Origin of the sequence: Alteromonas sp. KUL150 (genome assembly GCF_009811475.1) — a bacterium.
GTDB lineage: Bacteria > Pseudomonadota > Gammaproteobacteria > Enterobacterales > Alteromonadaceae > Alteromonas > Alteromonas gracilis.
In genome coordinates this window covers 24,520-40,388 of record NZ_BLIJ01000065.1, presented here as the reverse complement: position 1 = coordinate 40,388, position 15,869 = coordinate 24,520, and the positions used below count along the sequence as shown (strand labels likewise).

Here is a 15,869-nt window from a genome sequence, read left to right as displayed (position 1 = left end):
GAGATATATGGCAAAAATACAAACCATAAATTAAAAAACTATCTCTATACACACTACACTGGGTTAACAGACAAATGTATAGAGGTAGTTATGCAAGGATATATTACTAGAGGCCGACTACAGGTTGCCGAACAACTCGATAACTTTATCAACGAACAGGCTCTTCCTGGTACAGGCGTAGATAAAGATGCTTTCTGGCAAGGTGCTGAAGCCCTCTTCGAAAAATTCATTCCTCAAAATCGCGCGCTGTTAGAAAAGCGAGAGCAGCTTCAAAGTGCAATTGACGACTACCACAAGGCTGGCAACCCAGTAAGTGGAAATCAATATACTGATTTCCTCAAAAATATTGGCTACCTCGTTGAACAACCTTCAAATGTAAGTGCTCAAACACAAAATGTTGATGCTGAAATTGCAACGATGGCTGGTCCTCAGCTAGTTGTACCAATCAATAACGCCCGCTACGCTCTTAATGCGGTAAATGCGCGCTGGGGAAGCCTGTACGACGCATTGTACGGCACTGACGTTATAAGTGATGAAGACGGTGCTGAAGCAGGTAAAAGCTACAATCCTGTTCGCGGTGCCAAAGTTGTTGCGAAAGCGAAAGACTACTTAGATAGCATGATACCGCTTGCTAAGGGCAGTCATGCCGACGTTACCAAATACAAAATTGAAACAGGTAAATTGGCTATTACCCTTTCCGATGGTGATGAAACTACGCTAGCAAACACTGAGCAATGGCAAGGATATCAAGGTGACATAAGCGCTCCCACGAGCCTGCTTTTCGCTCACAACGGCCTGCACTTTGAAATTCAAATTGACCCCACACACCCTATCGGTGAGAGCGATGCCGCAAACGTAAAAGACGTTCTGGTTGAAGCCGCACTAACCACCATTATGGATTGTGAAGATTCCGTTGCCGCGGTTGATGCCGAAGACAAAACCTTGGTGTATAGCAACTGGCTAGGCCTTATGAAAGGCACGCTTAGCATTGAGATGACAAAAGGCGGCAAGCAGCTTGTTCGCGCTATGCACGACGATAGACATTATCAACCGTCGAAGCACGTATCGCAGAACAAGCTACAGGAAGGAGAGCTAGTACTTTCTGGCAGAAGCCTTATGTTCGTTAGAAACGTGGGCCACCTTATGACTAACAATGCCATGCTCTTTGACGGAGAAGAAGTGCCAGAGGGGATCATGGACGGTATAGTGACATCTCTTATCGCGAAGCATGATCTTTTAGGTAACAGCAAATTTAAAAACAGCCGCGAAGGCAGTATTTATATTGTTAAACCTAAAATGCACGGGCCAGAGGAAGTCGCATTCTCTAACGCACTGTTTGGCGCTATCGAAACGATTATCGATGTGCCAGCCAACACCCTTAAAATGGGCATAATGGATGAAGAACGCCGCACGAGCATCAACCTTCAAGCGTGTATTGCTGAGGCCACCTCACGTGTTGTGTTTATTAACACAGGTTTCTTAGATAGAACCGGTGATGAAATTCACACCTCAATGCTTGCAGGGCCATTTGCAGAAAAAGCTGCGCTTAAGTCGATGGCGTGGATTAAGGCTTATGAAACTGCAAATGTGGCTGTGGGGCTTCGCTGCGGCCTTTCTGGCAAAGCCCAAATTGGTAAAGGCATGTGGCCAATACCTGATGAAATGAAAAATATGATGACCACTAAAATTGGCCATCCAAAGGCTGGGGCTAATACGGCGTGGGTGCCCTCACCTACTGCCGCGACACTTCACGCGCTTCATTATCATGACGTAAACGTGTTTGACGTTCAGAAGTCTCTTGATGCCGATTTTGATGGGTTAAGCGATATTCTCACCATTCCTTTGTTAGAAGATGGTTCAACACTCACTCGAGACGGTATTAAGCGAGAAATCGACAACAACGTTCAGGGTATTTTGGGCTACGTTGTACGCTGGGTTCACCAAGGCGTAGGTTGCTCAAAGGTGCCGGATATCAGCAATGTAGGGCTGATGGAAGACCGCGCAACCTTGCGTATTTCATCCCAGCACATCGCCAACTGGCTAGAGCATGGCATTGTGAGCGTTGATCAGGTAAAAGAGTCTTTGGCGCGTATGGCAGTGCTAGTGGATGAGCAAAACGCCGGCGACCCTGAATATATTCCGATGAGCCCGGACCTAGACAACTCTATCGGCTTCTTAGCCGCGAGCGACCTTATCTTTAAAGGTAAAGAGCAACCTAGCGGCTACACCGAGCCTTTGTTGCACGCCCGTCGACGGGAGATGAAAGCGAAACTAGCTGGTAATTAATTTAGCTATTGAAAATTATACGCTAGAGAAATAGAGCCCACCTACTGTTGTAACAGAGGTGGGCTTTTTGTTTTGTTCATCTCTATTGGCTACCTTTTCTCGTTTATTGCTTTACATCAGGAAATTAACACGAGGTAGTTCCTTCTCCCCACACTCCATCTCACCCCATCCCATCTCGTAGCGAAAAAGCAACACCCTAGACTAAAGTTCCTGACTAAATAGCATCTCTATTTTGCCGTTACGAGCTCAGTAAACTACGCTTTTAATAAGAGGTTAAGCAGTGACAACGAAAGCAAAAAACTGCGGTTGTAGCAGCCTCATCATTATGGAGTATGTACATGCAGATAGCCCCAGCAACAGTTCCGAATGACCTATTACGAGCGGGCATCACACAAATTGTGCCCATCTTTTCAGGTGGCGGCACACGTCTAAGTGCACACATCGGTATTATTAAGGCCTTGAACGATATGCATATTGGCTTCGATACGCTAGTAGGTGTATCGGGGGGCTCTATTGTCGCATCGCTTTACGCCAAAGGTTACTCCGTTGAGCAAATGCGAGAGCTAGCGCTAGTCACTGACTTCAAACAATTTACTGAGTTCTCACTCGTAAGACTGCTGCGTGAAGGCGGTCTCTCATCTGGTGATGTCTTTCAAAAATGGATTGATAGGCAACTCGAAGGGGCAGTGTTTAACGATATGCCGATGAATTTGAACATTCTTGCCACCGATGTGAACGGCGGCGGGCCTGTGTTATTCAACAAAAAGACTGCGCCTGATATGAAAGTGTCAGAGGCTGTGCGTTACTCCATGTCAATCCCACTTATATTTTCATTTAAGCCGTTCAAAGAACATTTACTAGTGGATGGCGCAATATTATCAGAAGACGCACTTTTTGAAGATTGGCGAGGTGATGGAACGCCCTCTGTATGTTTCCGGCTGCAAAGCACCGAACAAAAGCGCAAAGCAATTAAGAAGAATATGCTTCAACTGCCTCAGTATGTCAGCATGCTTATTAGAACGTTTATGACGGCAATTTCTCGGGAATACGTTAATGCAAAGTATTGGCATAATACCGTGGTGGTAAATACAGGTGAGATTTCAGCGGTAGACTTCTCACTATCGCCTGAGATAAAGAACACACTTTTTGAGCTTGGTTACGCAACCACAAAAGAATTTTTGCCCAAAAAGTGTGCGGGCGTAATGAAACGCAGTGCACTTGATGTGTCGTAACCTAATCAAGTACTCATTGGAAATCAAATTTTGTAAAAGTCTCGATACCAATCAACAAAGGCTTTCACGCCCGTTTCTACGTCTGTTGAAGGCTGATAACCAGTGTCGTTGACCAATGATGAAACGTCAGCATAAGTATCAGGCACATCGCCTGGCTGCATTGGAAGAAGTTCTTTCTTCGCCTCAATGCCTAATGCACTTTCTAGCGTCTCAATAAACTTCAGAAGGTGAACAGGTGTTTGCGCGCCAATGTTGTATACCTTGTATGGTGCCTTACTCGTACTTGGATCTGGGTTGCTGCCGTCCCAACTCTCATTGGGTTTAGCCACATTATCTAAAGAACGGATAACGCCTTCTACGATATCATCAATGTAGGTGAAATCGCGACGGTGGTTACCGTAGTTATAAACCTGTATTGTTTTACCTTCCAAAATAGCTTTTGTGAACTTAAACAGCGCCATATCTGGACGCCCCCAAGGGCCATACACTGTAAAAAAGCGCAGCCCAGTTGTAGGTAGGTTATATAAGTGGCTATATGTGTGCGCCATCAGTTCATTGGCCTTTTTAGAGGCGGCATACAAGCTTACCTGATGATCGACATTGTGCTGCTCTGAGAACGGCATTGTTTCATTCGCGCCGTAAACTGAGCTAGAAGACGCATACACTAAATGCTCGACTTTATTATGGCGACAGCCTTCCAGAATGTTCACAAAACCGACTATGTTAGAGTCGACATAAGCGTTAGGATTTTCAAGGGAATAGCGCACACCCGCTTGAGCGGCCAAGTGCACTACCCTGTCGAACTTGTGTTCTTCGAACAGCGTGGCCATTTTGTCGCGCTCTTCAACGCCCATTTCTACAAATGAAAACAAATCAGCTGCAGTTGATGACTTAATCTCGTCTAGACGAGCATGCTTTAAATTGACATCGTAATAATCGTTAATGTTGTCTATCCCGACAACTTGGTCACCACGATTGATAAGGTATTGCGATACAGCTGCACCAATGAAACCAGCTGCTCCGGTGACTAAGATTTTCAATTTTTTCTCCATAAGATTATTACCCACTATTTAGGTGTCCCTTCAGCATCAAAAAAATGTTTACCCAAAATAGACTGTGCAAGCGCTCTGCCAGATTTGATAGAAAGATGATAAATGAGCAACATTAAGGGCATTTTACACCAATGGCCTCTCGCCCACGCAAGAAAATTAGCGACACCTCTACCGGGTACTTTACATAGTGGGTGATGAGGCGACAATGCTTTTAGCATTACCAAGTCTAACAACATTAGTTTAGCGCTTGTATAGGGCACATCACTGATGAGTTTAGGCGGCAGTTCATAACCAAGCTTCTTACTGCTGTAGCGACACCCCAAAAATAGTTCTTTATAAAAGCCTGTTTCTTTCGCGAGACGAATAACCTCATCCCAAAATGTTGAATTGCCATAGTCTTTGATAATAGAAGAAATGTCATACAAATCGCGATGTGCCTGCTTGAATGTTTCATTAAAGATAAGATGAATACATGAGTGAAGCAGCATGGCGTGAGGTTTGAGTACCGTTACACCATTAACATGCATGGTCTGAGATAAAAATGCTTCAATATCTGGTGCTTTCCCTGATATAGGAGGGACCAGATTGTGATGAATGTCCACAACAGTGCCTCGTCTAGACTGCACAAGAGGAGGAATCTCGTGTGCCCACTCTCGATAGTACCGTTCATCATAATCATTGATCGGTTTACTCAGCCAACCTTTAAATAAAAGGCTCTTTTCAATTTTATCCAAACATTCCTTCGGTACTAAAACATCAATATCTGAAAACAAGCGGCCTTTAGAAACTGTCATGTTAGCTAGGCAGTAAGCTGCGCCTTTCAAGTACAAGCATTGAGGCGTGACGGTTTTGATTGAATCAGATAGAAGCGAAACTTCATACTTTAAATGATCGGCTTGTCGCTGAGCCATGATCAACGCATTTTTAAGGTGCCCTTGCACTACCATTGGAAAACTGACAAGTAAATCTAACTCTTCACATCTAAAAGCAAAGAGTGACAGTAAGCGCTCGAAACGCAAAATTTTTATAAAACTAAACCACCACGCATCACTTTTACCTATGCAGCTCTCGGGGTCTTGAAGCGCTCGAACAATTGCTTCTTCGGTTATAGGTAACGAATTAGAGGACATCATTTTCCAAGAAGCTCTGTAGTTCTTCTAAATTATTATACTTAACTTCAAAAGTTTGACATTTCTCAACTAAATTCGTCAGTGTTGTAAACCCCGTTCCACCTAGAACGCCATAATTGAATGCGTTTGTAGTAAGCGTAGAAAACGCTTCAGCCTTGGTAAGCTCGTAAATATCGCAGAATGTGCTCGTAGAATATTGAGGATAAACAATAGCAACTACCTCTGCTGTATTAAATCGCTCATGCCACGACGCTTGAGGTGGTGAGAGGTGTATTACATCACCTTTATGAGTGTTAGGAGAAATATGTGAAAATCGCCCATCAGGGAACCACTCTTTCGCTAAAGCAATTGCGTTATTTTTCAGGCAAATAGGCCTAACAAAAGGGGTAACTTGTGTAGTATTTGGGGTCATTAAAGCCATTTCATCAGACAATAGTCGCCAACCATTATGACTCAACCAACTTGTCAACGTGCTTTTTCCTGAGCCAGGAGGCGCAGGAAACAATACCGCCTTGTCACCCTTAGCTAATACCGCCGAGTGAAGAATCACATGCCTGAATTCATGAGCACTCACCACCCAATTGAGGCCCCATTCGAACATGGCCAGACACTTATCGATTGGCATTGGAAGAAAAGGTTCGCGCTGATCGCAGAAAAACTGGCTTTGTGATTTAAACAGCTTTCTAGCAAGGCTAGTATGCTTGATTTTAATTTCGTAATAAGGAAGGGAAATTCGAGAGTCTAATTCTACAGCATCGCCGTAAAGAAGCTTGACACTTTCAACTATTTGCTCAATATCTGTCGACACTCGAAAAGAAAATGGGTGAGTGTTTAGCACAAAACTGCTTAATGCCATTCAGTTTTTATAAACCCCTGTTTGACAAGAACGCTCGCAACATTTGAAACATCCGCCGTCATATCACTTTTCAAGTGAAAAGCACTAAGCAGGTCACTCTCTGAAACAGCCGCCACGAAAATTTCGTTACTTATCGTCGAATAAAATGTTACGCCACTTAGATCAGAAAAGGCGTGGTACATCACGCCTTCTTCAAGGTACTTATCAAGCTTCTTAGGCATGATTTCCGTTAAGCAACGCTTCCAACTCAAGTGCCATGGCGGTTTCTTTTCCAATAGCGCTGGTATGAAGATAGTTGGCAAACGCATTTAAACTAGGAAATAGACCCCTGTGCGGTGTACCGCTATTGCTGCCTAACCCTACATTCGCTGAATCATACAAAACCGGAAAGTTAATTAGTTGCCCATCAAGAGTTTTTCCATGATTAGCTGCATTCAAGATCATTTCAGCGATGTAGCAATTAATGTTACCTGGACCTGCAAATTTTCCCTTAATATTACCTTCACCGTTACCGCCCCCAGGGTTTTGCAATATTTTAAGAAGGGTAAGGTTTTGCATATCCGTGTCAGATAGGACGTTACCATCAGAGTCTTTCATCAACGAACCCGATATCCCATAACCAAAAGGTTTACTGTTGGTATATGAGTAATAACTAGCTGTAATTGAAACAACTCCCCACTCTTGGGTGTGGTTCTTCCAGTATCCTGGTGAAAGCAGCGCTATTGACGAGCCTCCAGCATAGTCAGAACCGGTACCGGATGCCGCAATGGAACCTGCAATAAGAGAATCCTGCCCCCACACAGATGCAGCGGGTAATGACGCTAAAATCGCGCCAGCGGATGTTCTCTTTAAAAATTTACGACGAGCGTTTCTTTTCGCTTCATCGTTATTTATCTTGTTATCCATTCTAACCACATCCTAGAAAAATCAATTCGCACTGTGACATACAAGTTTCATACCGAAACTTAATTCTTTGTTGTATAGAGCTTTTTATTCTATTCTCTAAAAAACTGTAAAAAAATCATACACCCTTTCAGTATAGACTAACCGTATAGGCTGAGATTACAGAGCTTTTCTCATTGAATTGTAGCAAGAAAAGTTTGAGAACTCACCTTTTGAATTATTAAAGGTTACCTGATAAGCAACTTCCATTACATTCGTTCAAATGATACACAGGTATAAAGATACTCAAACCTAAGCTCTACTATATAATCGACCTTATAGAAAATAACACTATCTCTCTAGAAACACAGAGACACCGACGATTGTTCAACCACAATCAAATGTCTATACCATCAATCCTTACCGAAATTACTCTCTAATAACTTAATAACAAATTTAACAGGAATCGCATAAGAGATTCCTGTAGGTGAAGACAACGCGCTTTCTTTCGTGTCTTTAACTAAGACTTTATTTATTACTCCAATAACCTCACCTGTTCTGGGTTCGTACATAGGGCTACCACTATTTCCTGGATAAGCAGTAGCATCCAGTTGATATATCAGACTAACGCTATCTAATCTCTCCATCATCTTTAAGTTTAATTGTTGCGAATTCATTGCTGGTATAGCGTCAGGCGTTATTGCTGATACGTAGCCACGGTGAGTCGCAGGGTAAATCCCTAGTATCGCTCCAATGGGAAAGCCAGTAAACGCTATGTCAGTACCTGGCCTGAGCATGTTTTTAGAAGATAGTGCTACAGGAGTCAAAATGCTATCTAGCTTTAACAAAGCTAAGTCGTGCTTAAGATCTATTTTAATAATCTCTGCTTTTATTTTTTTAACAACCGTACCTTCACCACTAAGCACTACGTAATTTTCAACATACTTCGGATCTAGCGGTTCAGATACCACGTGATAGTTGGTAATAGCATAAGACCCATCATCAACTATGAAGCCCGTTCCTAAAACCCTCGGAGATGCATGCTTATACGGAGCATCTAACGCAATCGCAACGGTACTCTTTGTAACGCTCTCAACTACATCAATAAATTGTTGTTCTGCGCGTAAATGAGTTGATGTGGCCAACAAGAATATAGTACAAAACCCCATTAGCTTGTTTAAACTACCTACCATTTTCAAAAATCGAGCTAACACTAGGACGTTGCTAACTGTGCATCTTTTACGAGAGCTGTTTTTCATTATTTCTTCACCATTAAGCTTAATGTGCTTGATTTTAGCTATTGCCTTAATTCTGAGACAGTTTAATTTCAAACGATTATGCAAGGCATGCATGTATAGTGTTATATCACTAGCGTTGCTAACAACACAGCCTTACGTTGCAGATCTTCTTTTATATCCTTTGGAACATGATATAGCATACTCAGAATCATTGGCGGAGTCCGAAGTAACAGACTTTATCGTCACTCCCGCTTGTTATTACTCTACAGTCGGCAAAGTGTCAGAAATATCAAGATGGAGTCATTGCTCCCTACAAAGACTAGTTCAAGCAAGTAAGCTTTCAAAGAAACTAGATAAACCAATTTTGGTGACGGGTGGAAATTTTTTACATGACCCTGATATAAACTACTCCCAAAAAGCGTTTGAATTGCTTTTTGACCTTGGCGTTTCACGAAAAAATTTAATATTAGTAGCTAAAGGTACAGACACCGCGAGTGAAGTTGAATCGATAAAAGACTATATAACTAAAAGAAATATCATTCTAGTTACTTCAGCAAAACATACGAAAAGAGCGTCATTACTTCTTTCTGAATACTGTAACGAGGTCAGTATTTTCCCAGTAGATTTCCACAGTTCGGGAAGCCTTACCCCATACGTTAAGATGCCATCTGCAAACGCAATGCGTCGAGTAGAGATGGCGATGTACGAATACGGAGCCCGCGTAAAATATTTCTTGCTAAACTAAATTGCTTTGAAAAGCCGAAAAGAAGTGAGTAATGTTAGCGAAACAAAGGAAATGGATTCAACCATGAATAAAAAACAAATTTTATTTCTAGGCTTAACTAGCCTTCTGTCACTAGGGTGCACACAAGAAACTGACCAAGAGAAGTTTTTATTAGCTGAGAAGGACTATGAAGCTAGCGCCTACGAAAAGTCAATTATTCAGTTGAAAAGCTTAGTTCAGGAAAATGAAACGTTTTTGGATGCTAGACTTCTGTTAGCGGACGCATATTTGAAAACTGGTCAGATATTAAATGCTAAGAGGGAATACACTCGCATACTCGAAAATATTAAAGAAGAAAATGCTGACAAAGCCTTTTCGGCGATAGAAAACTACTTTTTACTGAGTTTTTTTAATCAGGAATTCGAAGATATTGAGTCTTTCAATACTACATTTCCAGAGTTACAAAAGAACTCAAGAATTAGTAAACTTAATGATAGATTCTTGATCCTTGTGGGGAGTACTGAGAAAAAAAGCGCCAAAACCCAAGATTTATTAGACCAAGCGCTCATTGCACTAGAGAACAATATTTCGGACCAAAAACTGAAGCTATCTCAAGACGAAACTGCTGCCATCGAAACAGAAAGCGATGGTATTTTTTTACCCATGCTAGGGCACTATTATCTTGCTAACGGTGAGGCTACAAAGTGCATTGATACCTTTGAAAAAGTAAATGAACAACTTTTTACTCACCCATACTCCACCCTACGGTTGGCGCAATGCTATTACAATAACAAAGAATATGATGAAGCACTGTTGTATTCCGATGAAGTTTTGTCTCGATTCCCCGATCAACCATTAGCGAACAGGTTGAAAGGAACGATCAATTTTCTTAACGGTTCTCTTGGAGAAGCTGAACAATATCTACTTAAATCTGCAGATTTTTATCCCAATGACAGCGCCCTCAAAACTTACCTTGGCACGCTATACCTCCAACAGGGATATTACGAGAAAGCATTTCAACAGCTAAAAGGGGCCAACTCAGTATTTCCGAAAGGACATCCTGCAAGAAAAGTCCTCGCTATAACTGAGATAAAGCTTGGGAATTACAAAAAAGGAATAGAGGTATTTAAAAATAGTTTAGTTGATAGCGACGAAGCTAATCTTTCGCTATTTGCTATTGCCGCTAACGCTGCTCAAGCAGAAGGCGATATTGATACAAGAAATCAACTCATCCAAAGTATCGCCTCGATCGAAACTTCTTCTTTATCATCTGAATTTCAAAAGTTTTCTCAATTAAATAAATTTAAAGCAAATTCAGAGGAAATGAATTTTGATTTCATTCCTTTAGTAGCACCTGAGAATGGTGCTTTAGCGCAGGTAATGATTGGGACACTTTATCAGTACAATCAAGTAGAGAAATTAAAACAGATTGCTGACACATGGCAAAGCAAAAACAAAGAGGCAGCAATGTTTGCTGGCAGCGTCGCAAGCTACCTGGAAGGCGATTACGACGCTGCTCTTGATAGTCTTCAGGCAAATAAAGTCGTCAGTCCTCTGAAACATACGCTCATCGTTGAGTCACTCTTAGCAACTCAGAACGCTAAGCAAGCAAGTGAATATCTAGAGGAAGCAATATCAACTGACAAACCTGACCTACTATTGCTTAATCAGCTGTTTATTGTAAATTCAGAAAATAACTATAGTCAGAACTTCGTCTATAAAGTTACTGACTCACTCATTGAAAAGTCTTTTGAATTTGAGCTTTTGAAAGCCAAATTTTTACTACTAGAGAGCAAAAATAAAGAATCCTTAAGTTCTCTTTCTCGCTACAAAAAAAATGCTCAACAACTAAATTCTGCTTATTGGAAGTTACTATTAAAAAATAAAGTAATGGCGACAGAACCTGAAGAGGTTTTGATAGCGTTAGATGAATGGATAAAACACACCCCCGACGTTCCGGATGCCTATATTGCTAAAATAAATTATCTTGAGACGTTAGGAAACGCGAATAAAGCACTAGAAACAACAGAGCAAGCTCTTAAGAAATTTGATGATCCTAGATTACAGTTACTTCAAGTCAACTTTTTGTTGTTAACAAGTTCGTTAGAGTTAGCTAAACAGAAATTCGCTCAAATACCGAAAGCAACTCAAAATACTCCTTTAGGCAGGGGGATCTCGGCAAGCTTTGCATTGACGAGTAAAAATTTTGCTTTAGCCGAAGAACGACTCGCCGAAGCATATGAAAAAGCACCTAGCCCGCGAGTTGCTTCCATGATGTTCAGCGCACTGATGAACCAAAGAAAAGCTAGCGAAGCAATTTCATTCTTAGAAAAGCATGTTTCGTATCTACCGTCAGATATTATCAATATGCGCTTGTTGGCAGACGCTTTAGTTGAGAGAGATAAGCTAAAAGCTCGGAGTTATTACATATTCCTGCTTGAAGCAACGCAGAATAACCATGCTGTCATGAATAACTTGGCTTGGATCGAGAATGAGCTTGGTAATAAACAGAATGCATTAACACTAATTGAAAAAGCGTTAGAATTAAAACCTAATAACCCTAATTACGAAGATACACTGAGATCAATAAAAAATTAACTTTATCTTCAAGGTCTACATAAACAATTGTAGCCCAAAGTAGGTCTAGACAGCCTATTTGGGCTATGCTTATCTAATAGTAACACCGTTGCCAATAAGAGAATGACAATGCTAAAGCAATTGTTTAAAAAAATGGATAGCAACCCACTGCTTAGGAATGTGTCTAAATCACTCCAGACCACGCTTGCAAACAGAGAAGTAAGTAAAATAGCTACCCACTTTAAACAGTTTTTTAATACCACGATAGCAAATGACCAGGCCACGAAGGAACTATCATTCAGGATAAGACATGATGTTTACTGCACTGAGCTAGCGTTTGAACCGGAAAAATCAGACGGCTTGGAGAAAGATGAATTTGACGAGCACTCGATCCATTGCTTAGTCCAGCATAAAGGGTCAAAAAACTTTGCAGGCACTGTTCGCATGGTGATGTCGAATTCTTCAGAGCAACTACTCCCCATCGAGCAATTTTGTAGTCATGCAATAGAAGATGAAGTCCTTCATCCAAAAAATTATAGGCGTGAAGAGATTTGTGAAATATCACGTCTCGCTGTTCCCGCGCAATTTCGTAAACGGAAAACTGACCAGTATGAGGGCGCAGGTACTGGTGTAATTGATGAACATAGCTTCTCACAAAACGAAATGCGTTGTTTTCCCTTCATTGCTATAAGTTTATACTTTATGGCCGCGACGGTAACACAACAAAAGGGCATCAATCATATTTTCGTAATGATGGAACCCAGACTTGCGCGCAGTCTCAGATTTGTAGGAATCCCTTTTACGCAAATAGGAAAGGTGACTGAATATCATGGGAAAAGAGCACCTTATCATATTGACCCCAAAGTGTTATTCCAAACTCTATCTCCTGGTTTTAAGAAGTTGATGATGGTCATTGGAAAAGACATGAAAGAGCAACTCGATAATGCCTAAAAAACTGGAATTAGTGAACAAAATTGAAGCTATCGTAGGAAAACCGAATGTTCTTACACATGGCGAAATGTTTGACGAGTTTTCTACAAGTACAACAAAGGAACAAACACACCCTTGTGCTGTAATCATACCCAATGACAAAAATGAAGTTTTCCAGATAGTTAAATTGTTCAACGACGCAAATAGTCAAAACGATGAAAAGTTCCAATTACACCCTATAAGTAGTGGAAAAAACTGGGGCTATACATGCTCGGAAGCGGGAAGCGACAATGCTTTCTTACTGTATCTAGTCAACCTTAATATCATCACAGAATATGACGACACTTTGGGTACAGTACGAATTGGGGCTGGTGTTACCCAAAAGCAGCTTTATGAATTTTTAAAGGAAAAAGGCCTTAAGTTTTGGATGGACGCAACAGGCTCATCAGTAGATTGCAGCGTTTTGGGCAACAGTCTGGAACGAGGCTTTGGTCATACTCCCGCCGGAAACCACTTTGAGTTCATTAGCGACTTTGACGTAGTTTTAGGAAATGGAAAAGCTATCTCAACTGGGTTTAGACAATTTTCTGACGAATCAAAACGATTTGCGAGTGAAGGCATATACAAATGGGGCGTGGGCCCTTATGTCGACGGGATTTTTTCTCAATCAACGCTGGGTATTGTGACTGAGGCAACACTTAAACTTATAGCTGCACCTGAATGCTATCTTCCATTCTTCATTACGACACAGAAAGACACAAACATTAATGTGTTGGTCGATAGAATTCGTGATTTACGAGAAAGGCAAATTATAAAAAGCTGCGTCCACATAACAAATCTCGATAAATCCCTGCAGGCAGCCCTTGATGAAAGTGACTGGCCCCTATCAAAGCTTTCACTATCAGACGAAGACAGAAAGAGACATACAAAAGCTTACATGTTAAACGAATGGACTGCTTCAGGTGCACTTTACGGGAGTAGCGACGAAGTAGAAGTTTGGAAGAAGAAAATTAAACGCACGTTTGCAAATGGAGAGTTTAAAGTACAGTTTATTAGTGAAGCCAAATTCAAATGGTTAAAGAGAATTGCCCCAAAAGTTTCTCAATTAAGCGGTTTAAAAGTCGACAAAACTCTCGACAAATTAAATAGCCTAATGAAACTGAAACGCGGTGAACCTACTAATGACTTTCTAAAGAGTGTGCATTATAAACTGACCCAACTACCTTCTGACAATGACTTCACAAAACTCGAGAGGAACAAAGTTGGTCTTATATGGCTTGCACCTACTGCCCCAGCTACAGGTAAAAATGCCGAAAAACTCGTATCTATCGTTTCTGAAGTTCTAGAGGAATTCGACGTTGAGTCTGCAATATCGATGACTGTACTCACCTCAACAGCAATTGAATGTGTAATCTCTTTGTTATACGACAGACGTTCTGGTAGTTCAGATCATCATGCGGAGAGCTGCCATAATTCATTGGTAAGACGACTCATAGAGAGCGGCTACCTGACCTACCGGCTCAACAGCTTACAGCATCGTGATTATGACAAATACTATTCTTCTACGTTGATAGAAAGCATTAGAGAGATTAAACAAACACTCGACCCCAACTCAGTGATAGCGTCAGGGCGTTACGGGCTCTGATAATGTGTCAGGTTATTTAACAAAAGTCGCCCACCAAACACAAAACAAAGAACAAAACACAGATAAATCAGACACTTGAAATAATGGCACATTATCTGCGTGTTCTTTTGAGACAATCGCTTCTAACGCCGTGCAGTCAAATAGTCGCGAAAAACAGAATGCTTATTCAAAAGGAAAAGACATGAAATTTTCTAAAATTAAAAAGAGCTTAGTAGCTGGCGCAGTTCTAGCGGGCGCTTCACTCTCCGCAAATGCGGGCGTTGTGGCAACGTCTTATTTGGACGTGCAGTCTTTTGGAATTATTGCTTTTTATGACGAAGCGATGACACAACCTGTGCTCCCGCAAGACTTGGGCACGTTTATTCAAGTAAGTGGCGGTACTCGTTCGGCTCAAACTAGTACGGGTTTCAACGGTGTCGGTTTACCTGATACTCGAGTGTTCGCGACTGGCCCCAATGGCACAGGTACTGCTGATGGGGTATTTGATTGCGCAGGTCCTTCTTGCAACATTCTTGGCTTAACAAACAACAGTCTGATTGGTCAGCACAGTAACGTTGAGGCGATTCACGCTGACAGTCTCGCGAATGGTTATGGTTATGCAGTCGCGGATTCGATCGTTGATGGTAGTGCATTGGTCAACCCTGCCGTTTCAGCGTCAGGTATGACATACGCAGGCGCATCGGTCGGCGGAGCTAACAATAACGCTTCGGCAACTTCTGATATTACTGATTCATTGACTACTGTGGTAAACTTTGCGATTCAGGGTGTTACTGAACTTTATCTTTCATTTACAGCAAGCTATTCACTTTTTGTAGATGCAAGTCAGACACCCGACATTGCTGCCGATCCATCACAGACTGCTAATGCCACTGCATCGGCTGACTTCACTATCTCCCTTGGAACTGACAGTACAAGCCAAGATGGCGGGTCAGTTGGTTTTGACACTGGTGCAGGATTCGTAGACGTTACTAATCTTCTTCCACTATTCCCTCAGAGCTTAGTATCGGCGAGCGATGACTTTACTGGCAGTGATACGGGCGTTTCTGTTGAAAACGGCTCTAGTGCAACTGGGTTTTATCGTGTTGGTAACGGTGATTATCAAGTATCAATTGTACAAGCTTCATCAGCAGGCGTGTCTTTAGTTTCGGCTCCTGGAACTTTAGCTATCGCTGGCTTAGGCCTTCTAGGCTTAGCTGCGGCGCGACGCAGAAAATCGTAAGATACGATAGTAAGTTTACTAAAAGGCCCTCGTAAGAGGGCTTTTTTCATTTTACTGAAACCATTTTTATCGTTAGGCTTGATATCAAGCTTTCTCAA

13 protein-coding genes are annotated in these 15,869 nt (G+C 41.7%); 7 read left to right on the top strand and 6 right to left on the bottom strand.

All coding sequences use genetic code 11. The features are described 5' to 3' along the window. Nucleotides 1-90 precede the first annotated feature (90 nt). Together GVO62_RS15140 and GVO62_RS15135 are read left to right on the top strand one after the other, a co-directional pair. Entirely contained in the window at nt 91-2,286 is a 2,196-nt protein-coding gene (locus GVO62_RS15140) for a malate synthase G (protein WP_159119954.1), read from the top strand. A gap of 338 nt (nt 2,287-2,624) precedes the next feature. Further along, on the top strand, nt 2,625-3,518 hold the full coding sequence (locus GVO62_RS15135; RefSeq protein WP_159119953.1) for a patatin-like phospholipase family protein: 894 nt from the start codon (nt 2,625-2,627) through the stop codon (nt 3,516-3,518). Nucleotides 3,519-3,541: 23 nt separating this feature from the next. Here the strand turns inward: GVO62_RS15135 and GVO62_RS15130 are convergent, their stop codons facing one another. The 6 genes from GVO62_RS15130 to GVO62_RS15105 form a co-directional block, all read right to left on the bottom strand. Continuing rightward, nucleotides 3,542-4,558 (bottom strand): NAD-dependent epimerase, encoded by a 1,017-nt coding sequence (locus GVO62_RS15130; protein WP_159119952.1) that lies wholly within the window; start codon nt 4,556-4,558, stop codon nt 3,542-3,544. Nucleotides 4,559-4,584: 26 nt separating this feature from the next. Continuing rightward, entirely contained in the window at nt 4,585-5,703 is a 1,119-nt protein-coding gene (locus GVO62_RS15125) for a nucleotidyltransferase family protein (protein WP_173360001.1), read from the bottom strand. Then, entirely contained in the window at nt 5,690-6,556 is an 867-nt protein-coding gene (locus GVO62_RS15120; RefSeq protein ID WP_159119950.1) for an HprK-related kinase A, read from the bottom strand. Before GVO62_RS15120 ends, GVO62_RS15125 begins: the two co-directional genes overlap by 14 nt. Beyond that, nucleotides 6,547-6,777: a hypothetical protein gene (locus tag GVO62_RS15115; RefSeq protein ID WP_159119949.1), complete on the bottom strand. Its 231-nt coding sequence runs from the start codon at nt 6,775-6,777 to the stop codon at nt 6,547-6,549. Before GVO62_RS15115 ends, GVO62_RS15120 begins: the two co-directional genes overlap by 10 nt. Further along, nucleotides 6,770-7,462, bottom strand: coding sequence for a hypothetical protein (locus GVO62_RS15110; RefSeq protein ID WP_159119948.1), 693 nt, complete (start codon nt 7,460-7,462; stop codon nt 6,770-6,772). Before GVO62_RS15110 ends, GVO62_RS15115 begins: the two co-directional genes overlap by 8 nt. A gap of 389 nt (nt 7,463-7,851) precedes the next feature. Next, entirely contained in the window at nt 7,852-8,697 is an 846-nt protein-coding gene (locus GVO62_RS15105; protein WP_236547190.1) for a S1 family peptidase, read from the bottom strand. Nucleotides 8,698-8,788: 91 nt separating this feature from the next. Here GVO62_RS15105 and GVO62_RS15100 point away from each other — a divergent pair, with 91 nt between their 5' ends. From GVO62_RS15100 to GVO62_RS15080, 5 genes are all read left to right on the top strand, one after another. Then, nucleotides 8,789-9,421 (top strand): YdcF family protein, encoded by a 633-nt coding sequence (locus tag GVO62_RS15100; RefSeq protein ID WP_159119947.1) that lies wholly within the window; start codon nt 8,789-8,791, stop codon nt 9,419-9,421. A gap of 63 nt (nt 9,422-9,484) precedes the next feature. Then, a complete protein-coding gene (locus GVO62_RS15095; protein ID WP_159119946.1) occupies nt 9,485-11,998 on the top strand; it encodes a tetratricopeptide repeat protein in 2,514 nt (837 codons plus the stop codon). Between the two features lie 108 nt (nt 11,999-12,106). Next, nucleotides 12,107-12,928 carry a PEP-CTERM/exosortase system-associated acyltransferase gene (locus tag GVO62_RS15090; RefSeq protein WP_159119945.1) on the top strand — a complete coding sequence of 274 codons (822 nt, stop codon included), beginning with the start codon at nt 12,107-12,109 and terminating at the stop codon, nt 12,926-12,928. Next, a complete protein-coding gene (locus tag GVO62_RS15085; protein WP_159119944.1) occupies nt 12,921-14,552 on the top strand; it encodes an FAD-binding oxidoreductase in 1,632 nt (543 codons plus the stop codon). Before GVO62_RS15090 ends, GVO62_RS15085 begins: the two co-directional genes overlap by 8 nt. 181 nt (nt 14,553-14,733) lie before the next feature. Next, nucleotides 14,734-15,771: an EDSAP-1 family PEP-CTERM protein gene (locus GVO62_RS15080; protein ID WP_159119943.1), complete on the top strand. Its 1,038-nt coding sequence runs from the start codon at nt 14,734-14,736 to the stop codon at nt 15,769-15,771. Nucleotides 15,772-15,869: the final 98 nt, after the last annotated feature.

Bases quoted from the DNA above. Each gene is read 5' to 3' on its own strand.
- GVO62_RS15110 (WP_159119948.1), bottom strand. From the start codon at position 7,462: ATGGATAACAAGATAAATAACGATGAAGCGAAAAGAAACGCTCGTCGT.
- GVO62_RS15090 (WP_159119945.1), top strand. From the start codon at position 12,107: ATGCTAAAGCAATTGTTTAAAAAAATGGATAGCAACCCACTGCTTAGG.
- GVO62_RS15135 (WP_159119953.1), top strand. From the start codon at position 2,625: ATGCAGATAGCCCCAGCAACAGTTCCGAATGACCTATTACGAGCGGGC.
- GVO62_RS15085 (WP_159119944.1), top strand. From the start codon at position 12,921: ATGCCTAAAAAACTGGAATTAGTGAACAAAATTGAAGCTATCGTAGGA.
- GVO62_RS15115 (WP_159119949.1), bottom strand. From the start codon at position 6,777: ATGCCTAAGAAGCTTGATAAGTACCTTGAAGAAGGCGTGATGTACCAC.
- GVO62_RS15095 (WP_159119946.1), top strand. From the start codon at position 9,485: ATGAATAAAAAACAAATTTTATTTCTAGGCTTAACTAGCCTTCTGTCA.
- GVO62_RS15080 (WP_159119943.1), top strand. From the start codon at position 14,734: ATGAAATTTTCTAAAATTAAAAAGAGCTTAGTAGCTGGCGCAGTTCTA.
- GVO62_RS15105 (WP_236547190.1), bottom strand. From the start codon at position 8,697: ATGAAAAACAGCTCTCGTAAAAGATGCACAGTTAGCAACGTCCTAGTG.
- GVO62_RS15100 (WP_159119947.1), top strand. From the start codon at position 8,789: ATGTATAGTGTTATATCACTAGCGTTGCTAACAACACAGCCTTACGTT.
- GVO62_RS15125 (WP_173360001.1), bottom strand. From the start codon at position 5,703: ATGATGTCCTCTAATTCGTTACCTATAACCGAAGAAGCAATTGTTCGA.
- GVO62_RS15120 (WP_159119950.1), bottom strand. From the start codon at position 6,556: ATGGCATTAAGCAGTTTTGTGCTAAACACTCACCCATTTTCTTTTCGA.
- GVO62_RS15140 (WP_159119954.1), top strand. From the start codon at position 91: ATGCAAGGATATATTACTAGAGGCCGACTACAGGTTGCCGAACAACTC.